The sequence below is a fragment of the Streptomyces sp. NPDC012827 genome (genome assembly GCF_042900905.1).
Classification (GTDB): Bacteria; Actinomycetota; Actinomycetes; order Streptomycetales; family Streptomycetaceae; genus Streptomyces; species Streptomyces gulbargensis.
This window is the reverse complement of the sequence record NZ_JBIBBY010000010.1, coordinates 46400-63408: the sequence shown is the minus strand read 5'-3', so window position 1 is coordinate 63408 and position 17009 is coordinate 46400. Positions and strand designations below refer to the sequence as shown.

The window sequence follows — 17009 nt, the reverse complement described above, 5'->3', positions numbered from 1 at the left end:
GGAAGTGCCATGGCGATCCTCGTTCACGCCGTCCTCGACGGCATGCGCACGGAGCAGTACGACGCGCTCAACGCCCAGCTCCAGACGACGCCCGAGATCTTCGACGGCTGCCTCTCCCACGCGTGCGTGGCGACCGACAGCGGCCTGGAGATCTTCGACGTGTGGGAGAGCGAGGAGAAGATGCGGGCGTTCGCCGACCGGATGATGCCGGTCGCGGTCGAAAACGGCTGGCCCGAAGGGCCGCAGCCGCGCGTGGAGCCCGTCCACAACCACTGGGTGCCCGGCGCCGGCGGCTGACCGGACCCGCCCCGTCCCGCGTCCGGCACCTACCGGGCCGCCGGGCGGTCCGGCCGTGGGGTGGTCGCGTCGAGGACGAGGGCCAGCAGGCGGTCGGGCTGCCCGGTGTCCGTGCCGTGCGCCGTGGAGAGCGCGATTCCGGCGACGAGCCGGACCAGGTCGTCCGGGTCGAGGTCGGCGCGGGCGAGGCCGTCCGCCTGGGCCCGGGCGAGCACCCGCCGCGCCGCGTCCACGACGGCCCGGCGGCAGTCGGCCCCGGAGCCGTCCGGTGCCTCGACCATCAGGGCGCTGCCCATCCCCTGGTGGAGCCGGGCGTGCGCCAGGAGCGCTTCCAGCCACCGCGCGAGCGCCGTGCCGGGCTCCTCCGTGGCGAGCAGCAGGTCCGCCTTGGCGGTCAGGCGCGCGATCCGGTCGGCGAGGACCGCCGCCAGGAGCGCCTGGCGGTCGGGGAAGTGGCGGTAGAGCGTGCCGGGGCCCACGCCGGCGCGCCGGGCGATCCGGTTGAGGGAGGCCCCGGGCCCGGACTCGGCGAACTCCTCGTGCGCCGCCGCGACGAGACGGTCGCGGTTGAGGCGCGCGTCGGTGCGCCGGGGCTCCGGAGCGGGGCCGCCGCGTCCCTGGTTCACCGGCATCGTCGGGTGCCTTTCGGTCGTACCGCGGCCGGCCCGGCGGGCGGGCACTGGCCAAACGGAGAGGGTCTCCGTATCGTACCGCCCCATAACCGGAGAGCCTCTCCGGTACGTGACCCGAGGGGGCGGCATGGCCGGCGACGCGCGCGACGGACTAGGACGGATCGGGATCTGGACCTTCGCCTTCGAAGGGCAGCCCGCCGGCCGGGTACGGGAATCGGCGGCGGAGATCGAGGAGTTGGGGTACGGAGCCCTGTGGTACGGGGAGGCGTTCGGCCGCGACGCGATCGGCCAGGCCTGGCTGCTGCTGTCGGCGACCCGCCGGATGACCGTGGCCTCCGGCATCGCCAACATCGCCTTCCGCGAGCCGAACACGCTCGCCGCCGCGGAACGCACCCTCGGCGAGGCGTTCCCCGGCCGGTACGCCCTCGGCCTCGGCGGTCACCGGGTCGACGCCACCGTCCGCCACGTCGACGGCTACCCCGTACCGACGCGCGCCCGCGCCGTCACCACCATGCGCTCCTACCTGGACGCCATGGACGCCTCCCCCGCCCACGGGCCGGTGCCGGCCCCCGCGCCCCGGCGGCTGCTGGCCGCCCTCGGCCCGAGGATGCTGGAACTGGCCGCCGCGCGCACCGACGGCGCCCACACCTACTTCGTCCCGGCCGAACACACCGCCCACGCGCGCCGAATCATGGGCCCCGGCGCCTTCCTCGCCGCCGAACAGGCCGTCGTCCTGGACACCGATCCCGCCAGGGCCCGCGAGACCGCCACCGCGCACGTCGCCGGATACCTCTCCGCCGCCCCACACCAGGAGGCCAACGTGCGCCGGCTCGGTTTCACGGACGAGGACATCGCCGGCGGCCCCAGCCGGCGACTGGTGGACGCGATCGTCGCCCACGGCGACGCGGAGGTGATCCTCCGCCGCGTCCGGGAACACCTCGACGCGGGCGCCGACCACGTCTGCCTCCAGGTCCTCACGGCCGACCCCACCGTCCTGCCGGACACCGAATGGCGGGAACTGGCCCCCGCCCTCACCCCGCTCGACCGACCCGCCGCGCCCGGCGGCGTCTGAGACGGCCCGCCGCCGCCCACTCCCCGGAAGCCCCGACCACGGAACGGACCACACCGCCCCGGCCCCCTGGAATCCGCAACTCTCCTTTTCCTTCTTTACAGTTCGCACCACGAACTACTACTGTTCGTGGTGCGAACCAATTGGGATGTCTTCCGAGGGGGAACAATGAACGCAGTTGTCGCGGTCATCGGTGGCGGTTACGGCGGAGCCGCCGTCGCCAAGGCGCTGGACGAGGCGGCCGACGTCGTCCTGGTCGAGCCGAAGGACGCGTTCGTGCACGCGGCCGGCTCGCTGCGGGCGCTGGTGCGGCCCGACTGGGCGGAGAACATCTTCTTCCCGTACGACCGGCTGCTGAGCCGCGGCCGGGTGGTGGCGGAGCGGGCCGCCTCCGTCGACGCGAACGGCGTCACCCTTGCCTCGGGGGCCCGGATCGACACGGACTACGTGGTCCTCGCGACCGGCTCCTCCTACCCGTACCCGGCGAAGTTCGAGACCGACTCCGCCCGGGAGGCACTCGGCGGTCTGCGCGCCACGCACGGTGAACTGGCCCGCGCCGAGCGGGTGCTGATCAGCGGCGCAGGACCGGTGGGCCTCGAACTCGCCGGTGAGATCAAGGCGGTCTGGCCCGGGAAGCGGGTGACGGTGGTGGACCCGGGCACGACGCTGATGCCGGCCTTCGCGGACGGACTGCGGGACGACCTGCTCGCCCAGCTCGACGCCCTGGGCGTGGAGCTGCGGCTCGGCGTCACCCTCTCCGAGGAGCCGCCCGGCGGCCCCGGCCGCGCCGGGGCGTTCACCGTCGCCACCTCCGACGGCGGGGAGGCCGCGGCCGACATCTGGTTCCGCTGCCACGGCGTCCGCGTCCACAGCGACTTCCTCGCCCTGGAGCTGGCGGAGACGCTGACGCCCGCCGGACACGTACGGGTGGACGAGCACCTGCGGGTCGAGGGGCAGGAGCGGGTGTACGCCGTCGGCGACATCACCGCGCTCGACGAGGCCAAGATGGCCGGTTACGCGATGCAGCACGCCGAGGTCGTGGCCGCGAACATCGCGGCCCAGGTGCGCGGCGAGCTCCCCGAAAGCACCTACCGTCCGTCGCCGATCCCGTCCGTCCTGCTGCCCCTGGGACCGCTGGGTGGCGTGGGCCAGTTCCCGTCGCCGGACGGACCGCTGGTCCTGCCGGCCGAGACGGTCTCCCAGTACAAGGGGAACGACCTGTTCACCGGCCGCTTCGCCGAGCTGTTCGGGACCGGAGTCCCGGCGACGGCGTAGGACGAAGGCCGGGCCCCGCACTCCGGCGCCGGGGCCGGTGGAGGTCCGTCAGGATCAGGGGCGCGCGGGTGGCGACGCGCGCCCCTTCCGGGTCATTCCTGGTCGGCGAAGACGTCCGGCACCTCGTTGCCGGTGACGACCCGGCCGAGCAGTTCGGCGAGGAGTTCCCGCTCGGGGCCGTCGAGCCCGGCGGGAAGCTCCGCGATCCGGCGGCAGGTCTCGGCGTGGAACGCCTCGGCCGTCCGGGCCCCTTCCCCCGTCAGGGCGACCCGTACGGCCCGCCGGTCGGTGGGACAGGTCTCGCGGTGGACGAGACCGAGTCGCGAGGTCCTGTCGACCAGACCGGTGAGACTGGACTTGGCGAGGCCGAGCTTGCAGCCGAGTTCGCTCATGCCGGTCGGGCCGGGCATGAGGACGCACAGCAACTGCCCCTGCTGCGGGGTCAGCCCGTACACGCGACTCGCCGCCGCGTAGACCTCGTTCACGAGAAAAGCCGAGCGCACCAGTGCGGTGACGATCCCGAGCTTTCCCCCCTCGTCCTTCGCCATGCCGCCACCCTACCCGCGCGGACCATGAAATTCGCATCACGAACTATCCGGTGGGCGTTCACCGCCCGTCGCCCGGCGTGGGCGCCTTCCCTCCCATGCGGCGGGCGCCTTCCAGGACCGCCCGGCGGATCCGGTGGTAGGTGCCGCACCGGCAGATGTTGCGGATGGCGTCGAGATCGGCCTCGCCGATCTCCCGGCCGGCCTCGCGGGCCCGGCGGACGGCCGCGACGGCGGTCATGATCTGCCCGGGCTGGCAGTAGCCGCACTGGGCCACGTCCAGGTCGAGCCAGGCCTCCTGCATCGGGTGCAGCGCGGCGCCCACCGTGTCGGGAAGTCCCTCGATGGTGGTCACCTCGTCGGTGGGGTCGAGATCCCCGACGGGTACGGCGCAGGGCGTGAACGCCCGGCCGTTGAGGTGGCTCGTGCAGGCCTGGCAGACGCCGACCCCGCAGCCGTACTTGGGGCCGGTGACGCCGAGGACGTCGCGCAGGACCCACAGCAGGCGGACGTCCCCCTCGATGTCGGCGGTGACGGCCTTGCCGTTCAGGATGAAGGTGTGCTGCGGCACGAGGGCTCCAGTCTCTACAGGGCGCGGTCGCGGCCGTCGGCCGGGGAGGCGGGCACGGGCGGAACGGTGGGCAGGGGGGTGAAGGCGAGCGGTTCGCGGTGGTTGACGGGGAAGACGGTCGGCATGGTGCCGGTCGCCCGTCCGTAGGCGCAGGCGACGGCGGCCATGGCGCCCGCGACCGCCAGCTCACCCGCCCCGCCCGGCTCGTCACCGGTCGGCGGCATCACGATGATCTGCAGTTCGGGCGGGGTGTTCCACTGCCGGGTGTAGAAGTACTGGTCCCAGCTGCCCTCGAGGAAGTGGCCGTCGCGCAGGTGGAGCCCGGAGGTGAGGGTGATCGCGATGCCGTCCGCGATGCCGCCCATCATCTGGGCCTCCAGCCCTCGCGGGTTGACGGCGAGGCCGACGTCGACGGCGCACACCACCTTGGTGACACGCGGACCCGTGTACGCGTCGCGGATCTTCCGCCCCGTCGTCGCGGGGCGGCAGTCGATCTCGGCGAGGACGGCGACGACGGAGTGGTACTCGGCGTGGACGGCGATGCCCTGCGCCGTGCCGGGGGCCATGGTCCGGCCCCACTCCCCTGCCTCGGCGGCCTTCTCCAGCACGGCCCGAGCCCGGGCGTCCTTCAGGAGCCTGCGGCGCATCGCGTACGGGTCCTGGCCCGTGCGGCGGGCGATCTCGTCGAGGACGAGCTCCTGGGCGCAGCGCACGTTGGGCGAGTAGATGTTCCGCATCGAGCCGGTGTTGAAGCCCCGGTCGGTCTCGGAGAGCAGCTGGGTGGTGACCCCGAGGTGGTAGGGGCTGATCTGGGTGAGCCGGAACATCGTCTCGGAGAAGGTCAGGTCGGCGACGGGCAGCCGGGCCGCCTCGGCCGTGAGGACCTCGCCGACACCGTGCCCGAAGTCGGTGACGACGGAGGTGTGCCGCTGCTCGTACGTGAGGATCTCGCCGAGCGCGTACGTGGCCCGGACCCGCGAGGTGGACATGGGGTGCGTACGGCCCTGGCGGAAGTCGTCCGTGCGGTGCCACATCAGTTTCACGGGCTTGCCCAGGGCACGGGAGATCTCGGCGGCCTCGTGCGCGGCGTCGGCGAACAGCTTCCGGCCGAAGGAGCCGCCGCCCTCGGTGACGTGGACCCGCACGGCGGACGGGGGAAGGCCGAGCATGAGGGCGATCCGCTGCTTGGCGACGATCGGGGCCTTGAGCGAGGCCCAGATCTCGGCCGAGTCCGCGCGGACGTCCGCGACGGCGCAGTTCGTCTCCAGCGCGGCGTTACTGGCGAAGTGGAAGGTGAAGCGGGCGTCGACGGCCTTGGTGAGGAGGTCGAGCGGCGGGACGACCAGGGGGAGTTCGGCGCGCCGGAGCTTCTCCAGGACGGTGTCGTCGGAGGCTCCCTCGGCGGTACCCGGCCCCCAGGACACCCGGAGGGCGCGGATCGCGTCGACGCACTGGCCGAAGGTGCGGGCGCGGACGGCGACCCCGGTGGAGACGGTGACGACGTCGGTGACGCCCGGCATGGCCCGTACCTCGGGAAGGTTGGCGACGGACCGGACGGTGCCGTTGAGGGTGGGCGGGCGGCAGACCATGGTGGGCAGGGCGTCCGGGATCCGCAGGTCCATGGCGAACTTCTTGCGTCCGGTCACGGCGTCCAGGGCGTCGAGGCGGCGCTGTCCGGTGCCGATCACGCGGAAGCGGGCCCGGTCCTTGAGGGTGACCTCGACCGCCGTGTCGGTGAGCGCGGCGGCGCGTTCGGCGAGTTCGCCGTAACCGAGGCGCGCGCCGGTGGGTGAGAGGACCGCGCCGGCCTTCGTGGTGAGGGTGGAGACGGCCTCGCCCAGGGCGAGGGAGGCGGCGCGCAGCAGCCGGCCCCGGGCGACGGCGGCGGCGACGCGCAGGGGCGTGTAGGTCGAGACGGTCGTGTTCGACCCGCCGGTGAGCTGGTTGAAGAGGAGCTCCGGCCGCGCGTCGGCGAGGGTGACCCGCACCGCGTCCAGCGGCAGGTCGAGTTCCTCGGCGATCAGCATGGCGCTGGAGGTGGTGACGCCCTGGCCCACTTCGGCGCGCGGCAGGGCGAAGTGGGCCGTGCCGTCGGTGTCGAGCGTGATGGTGACGAGGTGACTGGTGGGCAGGGCCGCCGCGGTGAGCAGATCGTTGAGGTCCAGGATCTTGGCGGGGCCGGGCAGGGAGGGCACGAGGCCCGGGACGGCCGCCTCGGCCCGGCGGGGCGCGAGGGCCTGCGCACCGAGCTGGGCGGCGACGGTCAGGGTGGGCGCGGCCAGCACGTACCCCAGGAACCGCCGGCGCCCCAGGCCCGGGCCCGCGCCCCGCCCCGTACCGCCGGTGAGGTGCCTGGCGCCGTCCGCGCCGCGCGCGCCTTCCCCGCCCGCGCCGTCCCCGCCGCCGTCCCGCGCGGAATGCCGTCTCGCCATGCGCCCTCCCCCTCCGTCGTGGTCCCGGTCTCCGGCGCCGGGTCTCCACGGGTGCGCGCCGATCATCGCGCATCGGGCGGGAAACGGGGACGGGTTCTCGCCGGTCCGGTCCGACGAGGGGCGTCCTCGGCGTTTCGGCCAGGCGCGGGCGCGTGGCGGCCCGCGTACCGAGGGGGTCGGTGTATTCCACACGAACGCGCATTCGCCTGTTCCCGGGGTTCCCGCCCCGTCCGAAACACATGTGTTCGAGCAGGCGGGCGGCGTCGTTGAGCCCGGCAACACCCCCAACTCGCCTGTGGAGGCCGCGATGCATCCCCTTCCCCTTCCCTCGGCTTCTCCCCTCCGCGGTGCCGGCGCCCCCGGCATCCCGGCACGTCCCGACGTGCGGAGGTGCGCATGACCACGACGACCGCCGGGACGACGGGCGCCGCGACGGGCGCCCCCTCCGCGTCCGAACGGCTCCTGTTCGGGGGCGAACTCACCTACGACCACGGATGGGGCGCCCATGACGGTGCCTGGCTGAAGCTGGGCCTGCGCGCGATGGCCGGCTCGCTGCCGCGGCAGGTGGCGGTGGCCGTCCGGCTGGCCCGGGAGGCCGATCCGCGTGCCTTCGCCACGGTCGCCCTGAGCGAGGTCACGCGCGGCGTCGCCCAGGCCGTGTCGCTGGTCGCCGTCAACGCCCTCCTCGTGGAGCTGCTCGCCCCGGGCGACATCGCGGGCCGGCTGCGGGCGGCGCAGCCGTCGCTCGTGCTGGTCGCGGTCCTGGCGGTGATCGCCGCGGCGTGCAGGTCGGCCTCGTCCGCCGCGACGGGCATCCTGGAGCCCAAGGCGCAGCGCGTGGCGACCGAGCGGTACCTGGAGCTGGTGGCGCGGGTGGAGCTGGAGGCCATCGAGGACGACGCCTTCCACAAGCTGATGGACTCGGCCCAGTGGGGCGCCGACTCCGCCCGTCGGATGGTCGGTTACTGCACCTCCGTGGTGACCTCGGCGATCTCCCTCGTCGCGGCGGCCGGTGTGCTCACCGTCCTGCACCCCGTCCTCCTGCCGCTCCTGATGCTCATGGCGCTGCCGAACGCGTGGGGTTCGCTCACGATGGCCCGGCACCGGTACATCAGCTGGCACCGCTTCGTCCAGCACGTGCGGGCGGCCAAGCTGATCAGCCAGCTCCTCATCAACCAGCAGGCCGCGGCGGAGATCCGCGTCCACGGTGTGGCGCCGTTCCTGCTGCGGCACTTCCGGCGGATGGCGGAGACCAGCGAACGGGAGCAGACCCGGCTCTCGTGGACCGGCGCCCGTACCCATGTGGTCGCGGACGCGGCGCGCGGCGCGGCGACCCTGGCCACGTACGGCGCCCTGGGGCTGCTGCTGTGGGACGGGCGGATGGGGCTCGCCGTGGCCGGCACGGCGGTCCTCGCGATCCGCAGCGGGGCGGCGAGCATCACCGACCTCGTGCTGCGTGTCACCGACGTGCAGGAGGAGGCGCTGTTCGTCGCCGATCTGCAGACGCTGTGCGAGGAGGCCGCGCGGCGCGCCATCCCCACCGGAGGACGGGACCTGCCGGAGACGGTGGACGAGATCAGGTTCGAGAAGGTGTGCTTCACCTATCCCGGAGCGGACACACCGTCGCTGCACGAGGTGGATCTCGTCATCCCCCGTGGCCGGACCGTGGCCGTGGTCGGCAGGAACGGCTCGGGCAAGTCGACGCTCGTCCGCCTGCTGAGCGGGGTCCGGCTCCCCGACTCGGGCCGGGTGCTGTGGGGCGGGGTGAGCACCGCGGAGGCCGACCGGGCCCAGATCTTCGACCGGGTGGCGATGGTCGCCCAGGACTTCTACCGCTGGCCCTTCACCGCCCGGGTCAACATCGGCATCGGCCGCAGCGGCGTCCCCATGGACGACGCGAGCATCACGGCCGCGGCGGCCTACGCCGGTGCCGACGAGGTGGTCGGGAAGCTGCCGCGCGGTCTGGACAGCCTGCTCGCCCGGGGTTACAAGGGCGGACAGGAGATCTCCGGCGGCCAGTGGCAGAAGATCGGCCTCGCCCGCGCCCGCCACCGCGGGGGCGCCCTGTTGATCGTGGACGAGCCCACGAGCGCGCTCGACCCGGCCGCCGAACAGCGCGTGTTCGACCAGATCCACCGGCTGGCCGGCTCCGGCCGGACGACGGTCCTGATCACCCACCGTCTGCACAGCGTCCGGAACGCCGATCTCGTCTACGTCCTCGACGGTGGCCGCGTGGTCGAGCACGGCACCTTCGACGCGCTCATGGATCCGGTCACCGGGACCGGTGTGTTCCGTGAGATGTACGAGCTGCAGGCCCGCCAGTTCCTGCGGTCCGGCGTACCGGCGCAGGCCTCGCCCTTCGACGCGGCCGGCGAGGAGCGGTCGCCGTGACGCCACCCGTCGGGGCCGCCTCATGGGGCGGCCCCGGCGGGAAGGGGGCCTCAGCCCCCGGAGGGCGCAGTGTCCGCCACGAGGCGGGCGAGGTCCCGCAGACGACGCCAGTACGCGGGGTCGTCCGCCGCGGCGAGCTCCGGCAGGACGCGGTCCAGTCTGTCGACGCAGCGCAGGAGGATGCCGTGACCGCGGGCGTCGAGGGAGCCGCCGTTCTTGAGCCAGGTGTGCGCGCAGCCGGCGGTGTCGGCGTCGAGCGTCACCATGTCGATGCCGGCCCGGTCCGCGCCGCGCAGGCCGCGCGGGTACGGCGCGCGCATGTGGTCCTCGTACAGGCGGCCGACGGTGTCGAGCGGATGATGCGCGGTCAACGCGTTCCCTTCGTGGTGGGCAGGTGTCGTCGGAGCGGGGAGAAGGAACGGCGGGAGGAGACGGGAGGGGCTCAGGCCCGCGCCGCCGGCTGCCACTCCTCCGCGAGGAGCCCGAGCAGCACCTCGTCCGCGAACTCGCCCAGCACCCATGCCGAGGAGCGCAGGACGCCTTCGCGGACGAACCCGTTGTTCTCGGCGGCCCGCAGCATCGCGGTGTTGTCCGCGAGGGTGTCGATCTGCAGCCGGTGCAGGCCGCGCACGACGAAACCGTAGTGGCACAGCACCGCGACCACGTCGGTGCCGTACCCGGACCCCCGGGCGGACGGCAGGAGGCCCAGACCGATGTGGGCGGCGCGGTGGTGGGTGTCGATGCCCCACAGCGTCGCGGTGCCGATCAGCGAACCGCCGTCCAGTTCGACCACCGAGAAGGCGACGCGTCCCTGTTCGGTGTCGTCCACCACGAGTCGCGGGTCCCTGGATCCGGGAGTGATCGGCCGCCACGGCGAGCCTTCGGCCCGCGAGCCGGTCACCACGTCGTCGTAGAGCTCGGTCCGCAGGACCGGGATGTCCTCCTCGTGCCGGGCGCGGAGCCCGACCTTCGTGCCTCGAAGCATGGGGTCTTCCTATCCGGCCGGTCCGGGCGGCCGCAAACAAATATCCGCCGGGCGGTCAGGAGTTCGCGCCGGACCGCGCGCCGCCCCTCCGGCGGACGGGGCGCGCGCGGCGGGCCCGCTCGACCGCCCGGCCGCCGCAGGAGCGCAGCTGGGCACGGCAGATGTGGGCGCGCCGGCCTCCGGAGGTGATGAGCGCGTTGACCGTGACGGTGGGGTCGCCGCCCACCGATCGGGCCAGCAGCGCGCCGACGACCAGCGGGGCCAGCGCGACGGCGAGGGCGGAGCCGGTGGCGGTGACGTGCCGCAGGGGGCGGGGGCGCGGGGTGTCGGCGTTCATGATCCCAGTTCAGCAGGGGCGTCCCCAGGGCGGCATCGGTCGGCGTACTCAGGGGCGTGGCCGCGGGTACTCAGACGGTACGGGTGTCGGCGGGTACGGGTGGGGGATCGCGGCGGCGGCGCGTCCGTTTGGCGCGGACGGGGGCGGTGGGGTTGCGTGGGCGGGACGGGCCGTACCGTACGAGCGCGACCGCCCACCGACGACGAAGGAGCACCGCCGCCATGGCCGACTACCGGATCGAGACCGTCCGCACCGGGTACCGGAACTGGACCGCCCGCAACGACCGGGGCGCGGAGGTGCGGATGGCCGCGGCGGACGACGCCGACGCGCAGCCGTCGTTCACCCCGGTCGAGTTGCTGCTCGCCGCGATGGGCGGCTGTGGCGGTCTGGTGATCGACCGGACGGCGCGGGCCGTGGACCACGACGACCTGCGCATCGTGGTGGAGTCGGTCTCCGGACCGGAGGACGACGGCCGGATCGGACGCATCCGCGTCAGCTACGAGTTCGACCTCCCCGACACCAACCCGCGCGCCGCGGAGGTGTTCGCGCGGGGTGTGCGCCTGACGCACGAGAAGTTCTGCACGGTGAGCCGCACCGTCGAACACGGCGCCCGCGTCGAGGCCGTCCTCCCGGACGGCTCGACCGGCTTCGAGGGCTGACCCCGCCGCACACCGGGGCTGTCCGCCCGGGCCGGGGCGCGCGGGCCCTGCGGCATCGCGCGAGGGGACACCGGTGCTCGCAGACGGACCCCGGGCACGCGATGACACCCCCTAGACTCTGGCCGTCCGGAGGAACGGGGGAAGGCGGCGGGCCGTGCGGTGGAGCGTCGACGGGGTGCTGGGGGCGCTCGTCGTCATGGTGGGCGTCGGGCTCGTGGCGGCCGGGGTGCTGTGGAAGGGGCGCGGGGTGCGGCCGTTCGCCGCGTCGCGGGCGCGGGCGGCGGAGCACCGCGCGTACATGCGGGCGCTGCTGCGGGCGGCGGACCAGGCGATCGCGGCGGCCCGCGGGGCGGCGGGGGACGGTGAGCCGGCGCTCGTGACGGTGGACGCCGTGGAGCGGCTCGTCCGGGAGCGGTACGGCTACGCGGAGGTGGAGCGCCGGCACGCGGCGGCGGCGCTCCGGCGCCGGTACGAGCGGGGCCGGTGCGCCGTCGACTGCGTGACCGACGCCTACGGGTGAGGCCGCGCCTCGGGGACGGGTGTTCCCTGGTGGTAGTACATGCGCAGGGGCCCGGCGAGCGGGTTCTCGGGGTCGCGGCGCCAGAGGGAGCTGCGGCGCACGCGGAGGCCGTCGAGCGTGGTCTCGTACCGGAGGTGGACGACGCCGGGCGCGAGCAGGGTGCCGGTGAAGCCGGTCGCCTGGATATGGGGACCGTCCTCGGTGGCGCCCGTCATTTCCGGGAGGGAGGCGATCATCTCCTCGTACGTCCACCGGCGCCCGGAGGCACCGACCTCGGTGAACTCCGGGTCCAGAAATGCGGCGGCCTCGGCCCGGGAGGCGCGGACGGCGGGCTCCAGGAGGGCGCGTTCCCCCGCGAGGGCCTCGGCGATGTCGGGGTGCTGGGCGTCGTTCACCGCGTCACCCCCATGAGGGCGGCGCGGTGCACGGCGACGGTCCGTCGTTCATGGATCATGACGGCATTGTGCCTTGCGGCGGCGTCCACGGGCACGGGAATTCCGCCCGGAGCCCGGCCGCCGTGGGGGCACGGGGCCGGTCCCGGCCCCCTGCCGGGGGTCAGCCCGATTCGCGTACCGCGTAGTCCCCGAAGCCGACCCAGTCCAGGGCCACGCAGGGCTCGTCGCCCACGACCCAGGCATCGTGGCCGGGCGCGACCTGCATGAGGTCACCGGGTCCGATCTCGCTCTCCTCGCCGTCGTTCATGACGACCTTGAGCCGGCCGCTGACGATGTAGCCGAAGTGCGCCGCCTCGCAGCTGTCGGTGCCGGCGATCGGCTTGACGTGCTGGGACCACCGCCAGCCGGGTTCGAACGTCGCGCGGCCGATGGGGCCGCGGTCCGTGGTGAGCAGGTCGAGCCTGCCCTTGCCGTCCTCGAAGGGACGGGTCTCGTCCGCGCTGTCGAAGCTCTTTCTCACGATGCCGGTCATCGTCGTCCGCCTCCCGGCGGTGGGACGTGGGCCCCCGAGTCCTCTTCCAGGCTACGCCCGGACGCACCGCCCGGTTCCGGTGGCGACCCGGCCGACGCGGCGGGACGGAACCGCTCCCCGTACCCGCTCCGCTCCCGGCTTCTCCGCACCTTCCGAGGGATAGACCTACACATAAAGGGCATATAAGAGCACAATGAAAGCGCGGCACCCGCCGCACATTCGGTCGGACGAGCAAGACGCCGAAGGAGGCGAGTCGTATGGCCGACGTCTCTCACCGTCCCGGTGATATCCGGGGGCACCCCGACGCTCCGGAGATGCGGGACCGTTACGCCCGCATGCTGCAGACCCGAGGGGTCGCCGCCGTCGAGGAACTCGTGATCCTCGCCGGAATCTGGGCCGCGGTCTCCGCGTGGACGGTTCACTTCGCGGCCGCCCGTCCCGAACTCGCCATCACCAACCTGGTCGTCGGCATCGCCCTCGCGGTGCTCGGCCTGTGCATGTCGATGGCCCCGGAACGGTCCGCGGACCTGAACTTCGTCGTGCTGCTCATGGGCGCGTGGCTGATCGTCGCGCCATGGGTGGTGTCGAGGAACCCCGACACGGGCCCGATCCTCAGCAATGTCATCACGGGCGCGTGCGTCTGCCTCTTCGCCCTCACGGCCGGCGGCCTGCTGATGACCAAGAGAAAGGCTGCGACGCACTGACCGGATCACCGACCGGTCCACGCATCCCTCACCGAACGGCGGCGCCTTCCAGGTGCCGCCGTTCCCGTGCGGGATCCCGCTCCTCCCCGCCCCGACGATGCCCCCGGCAGCCCGCCCCCCTGCGTGCACGGCCCGCTCCGGCCAGTGACGGATCGGCGCGTTCGGCGGGCCGCGCTTGTGCAGGATGGCGCAGGACCGCTCCACCGGGCCGCCCCTAGCCTCGCCGCAACGGCACGAACGAGGGGCGGTACCACCGGTGAACTGGCACATCCACGACTACCGCGAGAGCGATCTCGCCGCGGTCGTCCACCTGATCGACACCACGGCCGAACTCGGCCAGGAGTCCGTCTTCTCCCTCGCCGAGTGCATCGGCGCCCTCACCACCCGCCAGCCGGCCGTGGTCGCCGTCCACCAGGGCACGCCCATCGGCGCGGCACTCGCCTGCGTGGCCGGTGAGCGCGCCTGGGTCATGCGGGTCGCGATCTCGCCGGCGTGGCGTGGCCGGGGACTGGCGAGCGCGCTCCTCGTGGAGCTGGAGCGCCGTCTCGTGGCCGCCCGGGTGGGACGGATCGCGTACGTCCTGCCGGAGGAGGAACTGCTCGGCGAGGGACTGCTCAACGCCGGGTACACGCGCCAGCCCGCGGTGGCGTACTTCGAGAAGATCGAGCCGCTGCACGGCCCGGCCGCCGGTCTCCTCGACGACCTCGGCGGCCGGCTGCTCCCCGGCGACCTGTGGGCCAAAGTGGCCGGTATGGAACGGGAGAAGGACCTCATCGAGCGGCGGGTCGTGCTGCCGCTCGCCGAGCCGGAGCGGGCGACCCGGCACGGGGTGCGGCCGCCGCGCGCGGTCTGTCTCTTCGGTCCGCCCGGCACCGGCAAGACCACGTTCGCACGCGGGATCGCGTCCCGGCTCGGCTGGCCCTTCGTGGAGATCCTGCCGTCCCGGCTCGCCGACGAGGGCAACCTCGCCGCAGCACTGCGCTCGGCCTTCGCCCGGATCGCCGAACTGGAGCGGGTCCTCGTCTTCATCGACGAGGTGGAGGAGATCGCCCCGGTCCGCTCGGAGCCCGCCCAGCCGGGTGGCATGCACGGGGTGACCAACGAACTCCTCAAGCTGATCCCCGGGTTCAGGGAGCGCGACGAGCGGTTGCTGGTCTGCGCCACCAACTCCATCCGCTCCCTCGACCCGGCCTTCCTCCGGCCCGGCCGCTTCGACTACCTCATTCCGATCGGTACGCCGGACAAGGCGGCCCGCGCCGCGATCTGGGCCCGCTACACCGACGGCCGCCCGGAGGTCGACATCGACGAACTCGTCCTCGCCAGCGAGCTGTTCACGCCCGCGGACATCGAGCACGCGGCGCGCATCGCCGCCCAGGCCTCCTTCGAGCGGGACCTGGTGGCGGTCGGCGGCCGGGAGGCCGACGCTCCGGCGCCGGGGGCGAGCACGGCCGACTACCTGGAGGCCATCGCCCAGTGCCGGCCGACGGTCACGCCGGACATGGTCGAGCAGTTCGCCTCGGACATCACCACGCACGCCCGCGTCTGAGGCCCGTCCCGCGCCCGCCACCGGGGCCCTGACACCATGGAGGGGACACGGGCCCTCGGGGGGCGCGGAAGGGATGGTTCGGGTGGAAACGTTCGGTACGGACGAAGGGCTCGCCGTCCTGGCCTTCGACGGCGGCGGTACGGAGCTGGAGGCCTGGCTGGAGGAGCACCACGGGGACACGCCCGGCATCTGGCTGCTGCTCGGCCGCAAGGACGCGGGCGTGCCCTCGCCGACCGCCGAGGAGATCCTCGACGCCACGCTGGCGTACGGCTGGATCACCGGCAAGCGCAAGGCCCGCGACTCCCGCACCTATCTTCAGAAGATCACCCCGCGCCGGAAGCGGAGCCTGTGGTCCCAGGTCAACGTGCGGCAGGTGGAGGCACTGACGGCGGCGGGGCGGATGCGCGAGCCGGGCCTCGCCGAGGTGCGGGCGGCGCAGGCGGACGGACGCTGGGAGAACGCCTACCCCTCTCAGCGGGACGCCACCGTGCCGGACGACCTCGCGGCGGCCCTTGCCGCGGACCCGCGCGCCTCGGCGGCGTTCGACGCCCTCGGCAGGACCGACCGCTACCTGGTGATCCTCGGCCTGTGGCAGGCACGGACCCCCGGGACCCGGGCCGCCCGCCTGGACCGCGCGGTCGCGGCCCTGCGGGCCGGCGCGAACGGAGGCTAGGTCACGGCGGGGGCGGGTCTCAGGCGCGGCGCCGGTAGAGCACCTGGTGGGCGTCCCACTCCACGAAGGAGTCGGCGTGCTCCAGTCCGACCGCCTCAAGGAGGCGGCGCGAGCGGTGGTTGGCCTCCTGCGTGACGGCGACGACGCTGGGGGCGTCCTCCAGGACCCGCGCGACGGCGGCGGCCACCGCCTCGCGCGCGTAGCCGTGTCCCCAGTGCTCGGGCAGGAACTGGTACGAGACCTCCGTCTCGCCGTTCCGGCCGCCCGGGTCCACCGTGACGAGGCCCACGACCGTCCCGTCCTCGGCGCGGACCACCGCGTGACAGCCGGGCGCGCCGACGATCCGCCGCCGGCGGATGCGGATGACCGGCTCGGTCACCGGTCCGCCGAGGTGCTCCCGTACCCGGGGGTCCGTCCACAGCCGCGTCACTGCGGGCAGGTCGGCCCTCCGGACGGGCCGCAGCACCAGCCGGTCGGTGGTGAGCGGCACGGAGGGTGCGGGTCCCGCGGGCGGTGTGGGGGGTGCGGGCGTCGGGACGGCGGTCATGCCCCCGATCATCTCAGCCCGCCGGGCGCGCCGGGAGCCGCCCTCACGCCCGCCACCGTGGCGGTACCGGGACGCGGGGGGCCGGGGGCGGTCCGACGTGCGGCGTAGGTCCAGGGGACCGGGCGACCACGGTCCACCGCCCGAGGCGCGGACGGCTCGGTACCCGACAGCATGATCCCCATGCGCATCGGAATCCTTGGTACAGGTCATGTGGGACAGGCCCTCGCAGGAGCCTGGGCCCGAGCGGGTCATGAGGTCGTTCTCGGTTCACGGCGGCCCGGGGACCCGGAACTTCTCACCACACTGGAGGCACTCGGAGCGGCCGGGGTACGCGTCGACACCCCGGCGGGCGCCGTCGGCGGCGCCGACGTCGTGGTGAACGCGACGCCGGGCACCGCCTCGGTCGCCCTCCTCGGCTCGATCGGGGCCCCGGCGCTCGCCGGGAAGGTCGTCCTGGACGTCGGCGTGGGCTTCTTGGAGGACGGCTCCCTCTCGCACCCGGGGGTCAGCCTCGGCGAGGAGATCCAGTCGGCCTTCCCGGAGACCCGCGTGGTCAAGAGCCTCGCGACGGTCGACCGCGAGCTGATGGTGGCCCCGGACTCCCTGGAGGGGCCGGCCACGATCTTCCTCTCCGGCGAGGACGCGGAGGCGAAGCGCGTGGTGAGCGGTCTCCTCCGTGATCTCGGCTGGCCCGCGGAGTCCCTGCTCGACCTGGGCGGTATCGAGACGGCCCGGGGGCAGGAGCACTACGCCCTGCTGTTCGTCGCGATCGCCCGGTCCACCGGTGACCACGGCTTCGGCATCCGCGTCGTCCCCCGTGCGAAGGGCGCGGGCAGCACGTCGTAGAACGCGGGACGGGGTCCCCGGCTCCCCGGCGCAGGGCACCGAACCCTCCGCCG

20 protein-coding genes are annotated in these 17009 nt (G+C 73.9%); 10 read left to right on the top strand and 10 right to left on the bottom strand.

Translation table 11 applies throughout. The annotated features are described in order from the left end of the window. Positions 1 to 9: 9 nt before the first annotated feature. The gene (locus ACFY60_RS22060; RefSeq protein ID WP_388613410.1) at positions 10 to 297 is read left to right on the top strand and encodes a hypothetical protein; all 288 of its coding nucleotides are present in this window, start codon (positions 10 to 12) and stop codon (positions 295 to 297) included. A 29-nt stretch (positions 298 to 326) separates the two neighbouring features. Here ACFY60_RS22060 and ACFY60_RS22055 read toward each other — a convergent pair whose 3' ends face one another. After that, the gene (locus ACFY60_RS22055) at positions 327 to 929 is read right to left on the bottom strand and encodes a TetR/AcrR family transcriptional regulator (RefSeq protein WP_388613412.1); all 603 of its coding nucleotides are present in this window, start codon (positions 927 to 929) and stop codon (positions 327 to 329) included. 127 nt (positions 930 to 1056) lie between these two features. Between ACFY60_RS22055 and ACFY60_RS22050 the strand changes: the two genes are divergently transcribed. Both ACFY60_RS22050 and ACFY60_RS22045 read left to right on the top strand, forming a co-directional pair. Next, entirely contained in the window at positions 1057 to 2001 is a 945-nt protein-coding gene (locus tag ACFY60_RS22050; RefSeq protein ID WP_388613414.1) for a TIGR03620 family F420-dependent LLM class oxidoreductase, read from the top strand. A 165-nt stretch (positions 2002 to 2166) separates the two neighbouring features. Beyond that, a complete protein-coding gene (locus ACFY60_RS22045; protein WP_388613416.1) occupies positions 2167 to 3273 on the top strand; it encodes an NAD(P)/FAD-dependent oxidoreductase in 1107 nt (368 codons plus the stop codon). A gap of 92 nt (positions 3274 to 3365) precedes the next feature. On the opposite strand, the gene ACFY60_RS22040 is transcribed toward ACFY60_RS22045, so the two are convergent. The 3 genes from ACFY60_RS22040 to ACFY60_RS22030 are packed head-to-tail and all read right to left on the bottom strand — an operon-like array spanning position 3366 to position 6821. Beyond that, complete coding sequence (locus ACFY60_RS22040; RefSeq protein ID WP_388613418.1) at positions 3366 to 3821, bottom strand: MarR family winged helix-turn-helix transcriptional regulator; 456 nt, start codon at positions 3819 to 3821, stop codon at positions 3366 to 3368. A 58-nt stretch (positions 3822 to 3879) separates the two neighbouring features. Further along, positions 3880 to 4389 carry a (2Fe-2S)-binding protein gene (locus tag ACFY60_RS22035; protein WP_388613420.1) on the bottom strand — a complete coding sequence of 170 codons (510 nt, stop codon included), beginning with the start codon at positions 4387 to 4389 and terminating at the stop codon, positions 3880 to 3882. 14 nt (positions 4390 to 4403) lie between these two features. Beyond that, entirely contained in the window at positions 4404 to 6821 is a 2418-nt protein-coding gene (locus ACFY60_RS22030; protein WP_388613422.1) for a molybdopterin cofactor-binding domain-containing protein, read from the bottom strand. 396 nt (positions 6822 to 7217) lie between these two features. On the opposite strand from ACFY60_RS22030, the gene ACFY60_RS22025 reads away from it, so the two are divergent. Further along, positions 7218 to 9212, top strand: coding sequence for an ATP-binding cassette domain-containing protein (locus ACFY60_RS22025; RefSeq protein WP_388613424.1), 1995 nt, complete (start codon positions 7218 to 7220; stop codon positions 9210 to 9212). A gap of 50 nt (positions 9213 to 9262) precedes the next feature. Here the strand turns inward: ACFY60_RS22025 and ACFY60_RS22020 are convergent, their stop codons facing one another. The 3 genes from ACFY60_RS22020 to ACFY60_RS22010 form a co-directional block, all read right to left on the bottom strand. Further along, entirely contained in the window at positions 9263 to 9583 is a 321-nt protein-coding gene (locus ACFY60_RS22020) for a hypothetical protein (RefSeq protein ID WP_388613426.1), read from the bottom strand. Positions 9584 to 9654: 71 nt separating this feature from the next. Beyond that, entirely contained in the window at positions 9655 to 10197 is a 543-nt protein-coding gene (locus ACFY60_RS22015) for a GNAT family N-acetyltransferase (RefSeq protein WP_388613428.1), read from the bottom strand. A 55-nt stretch (positions 10198 to 10252) separates the two neighbouring features. Then, a complete protein-coding gene (locus ACFY60_RS22010) occupies positions 10253 to 10534 on the bottom strand; it encodes a hypothetical protein (RefSeq protein WP_388613430.1) in 282 nt (93 codons plus the stop codon). A 221-nt stretch (positions 10535 to 10755) separates the two neighbouring features. Here ACFY60_RS22010 and ACFY60_RS22005 point away from each other — a divergent pair, with 221 nt between their 5' ends. Then, on the top strand, positions 10756 to 11193 hold the full coding sequence (locus ACFY60_RS22005; protein ID WP_345283087.1) for an OsmC family protein: 438 nt from the start codon (positions 10756 to 10758) through the stop codon (positions 11191 to 11193). 154 nt (positions 11194 to 11347) lie between these two features. Beyond that, the gene (locus tag ACFY60_RS22000) at positions 11348 to 11713 is read left to right on the top strand and encodes a hypothetical protein (protein ID WP_388613432.1); all 366 of its coding nucleotides are present in this window, start codon (positions 11348 to 11350) and stop codon (positions 11711 to 11713) included. Here the strand turns inward: ACFY60_RS22000 and ACFY60_RS21995 are convergent. After that, positions 11704 to 12108, bottom strand: a complete 405-nt coding sequence (locus ACFY60_RS21995) for a DUF4440 domain-containing protein (protein ID WP_388613434.1) — start codon at positions 12106 to 12108, stop codon at positions 11704 to 11706. The two genes, ACFY60_RS22000 and ACFY60_RS21995, sit on opposite strands and share 10 nt — an antisense overlap. A gap of 160 nt (positions 12109 to 12268) precedes the next feature. Then, on the bottom strand, positions 12269 to 12640 hold the full coding sequence (locus tag ACFY60_RS21990; protein ID WP_388613435.1) for a cupin domain-containing protein: 372 nt from the start codon (positions 12638 to 12640) through the stop codon (positions 12269 to 12271). A gap of 257 nt (positions 12641 to 12897) precedes the next feature. Between ACFY60_RS21990 and ACFY60_RS21985 the strand changes: the two genes are divergently transcribed. From ACFY60_RS21985 to ACFY60_RS21975, 3 genes are all read left to right on the top strand, one after another. Further along, a complete protein-coding gene (locus tag ACFY60_RS21985; RefSeq protein WP_388613437.1) occupies positions 12898 to 13344 on the top strand; it encodes an SPW repeat protein in 447 nt (148 codons plus the stop codon). 256 nt (positions 13345 to 13600) lie between these two features. Further along, positions 13601 to 14890, top strand: coding sequence for an ATP-binding protein (locus ACFY60_RS21980; RefSeq protein ID WP_388613438.1), 1290 nt, complete (start codon positions 13601 to 13603; stop codon positions 14888 to 14890). 73 nt (positions 14891 to 14963) lie between these two features. Beyond that, positions 14964 to 15563, top strand: coding sequence for a YdeI family protein (locus ACFY60_RS21975; protein ID WP_388613440.1), 600 nt, complete (start codon positions 14964 to 14966; stop codon positions 15561 to 15563). Between the two features lie 19 nt (positions 15564 to 15582). Here the strand turns inward: ACFY60_RS21975 and ACFY60_RS21970 are convergent, their stop codons facing one another. Beyond that, entirely contained in the window at positions 15583 to 16110 is a 528-nt protein-coding gene (locus ACFY60_RS21970) for a GNAT family N-acetyltransferase (protein WP_388613441.1), read from the bottom strand. A 180-nt stretch (positions 16111 to 16290) separates the two neighbouring features. Here ACFY60_RS21970 and ACFY60_RS21965 point away from each other — a divergent pair, with 180 nt between their 5' ends. Continuing rightward, a complete protein-coding gene (locus ACFY60_RS21965; protein ID WP_388613442.1) occupies positions 16291 to 16956 on the top strand; it encodes an NADPH-dependent F420 reductase in 666 nt (221 codons plus the stop codon). Positions 16957 to 17009 lie beyond the last annotated feature (53 nt).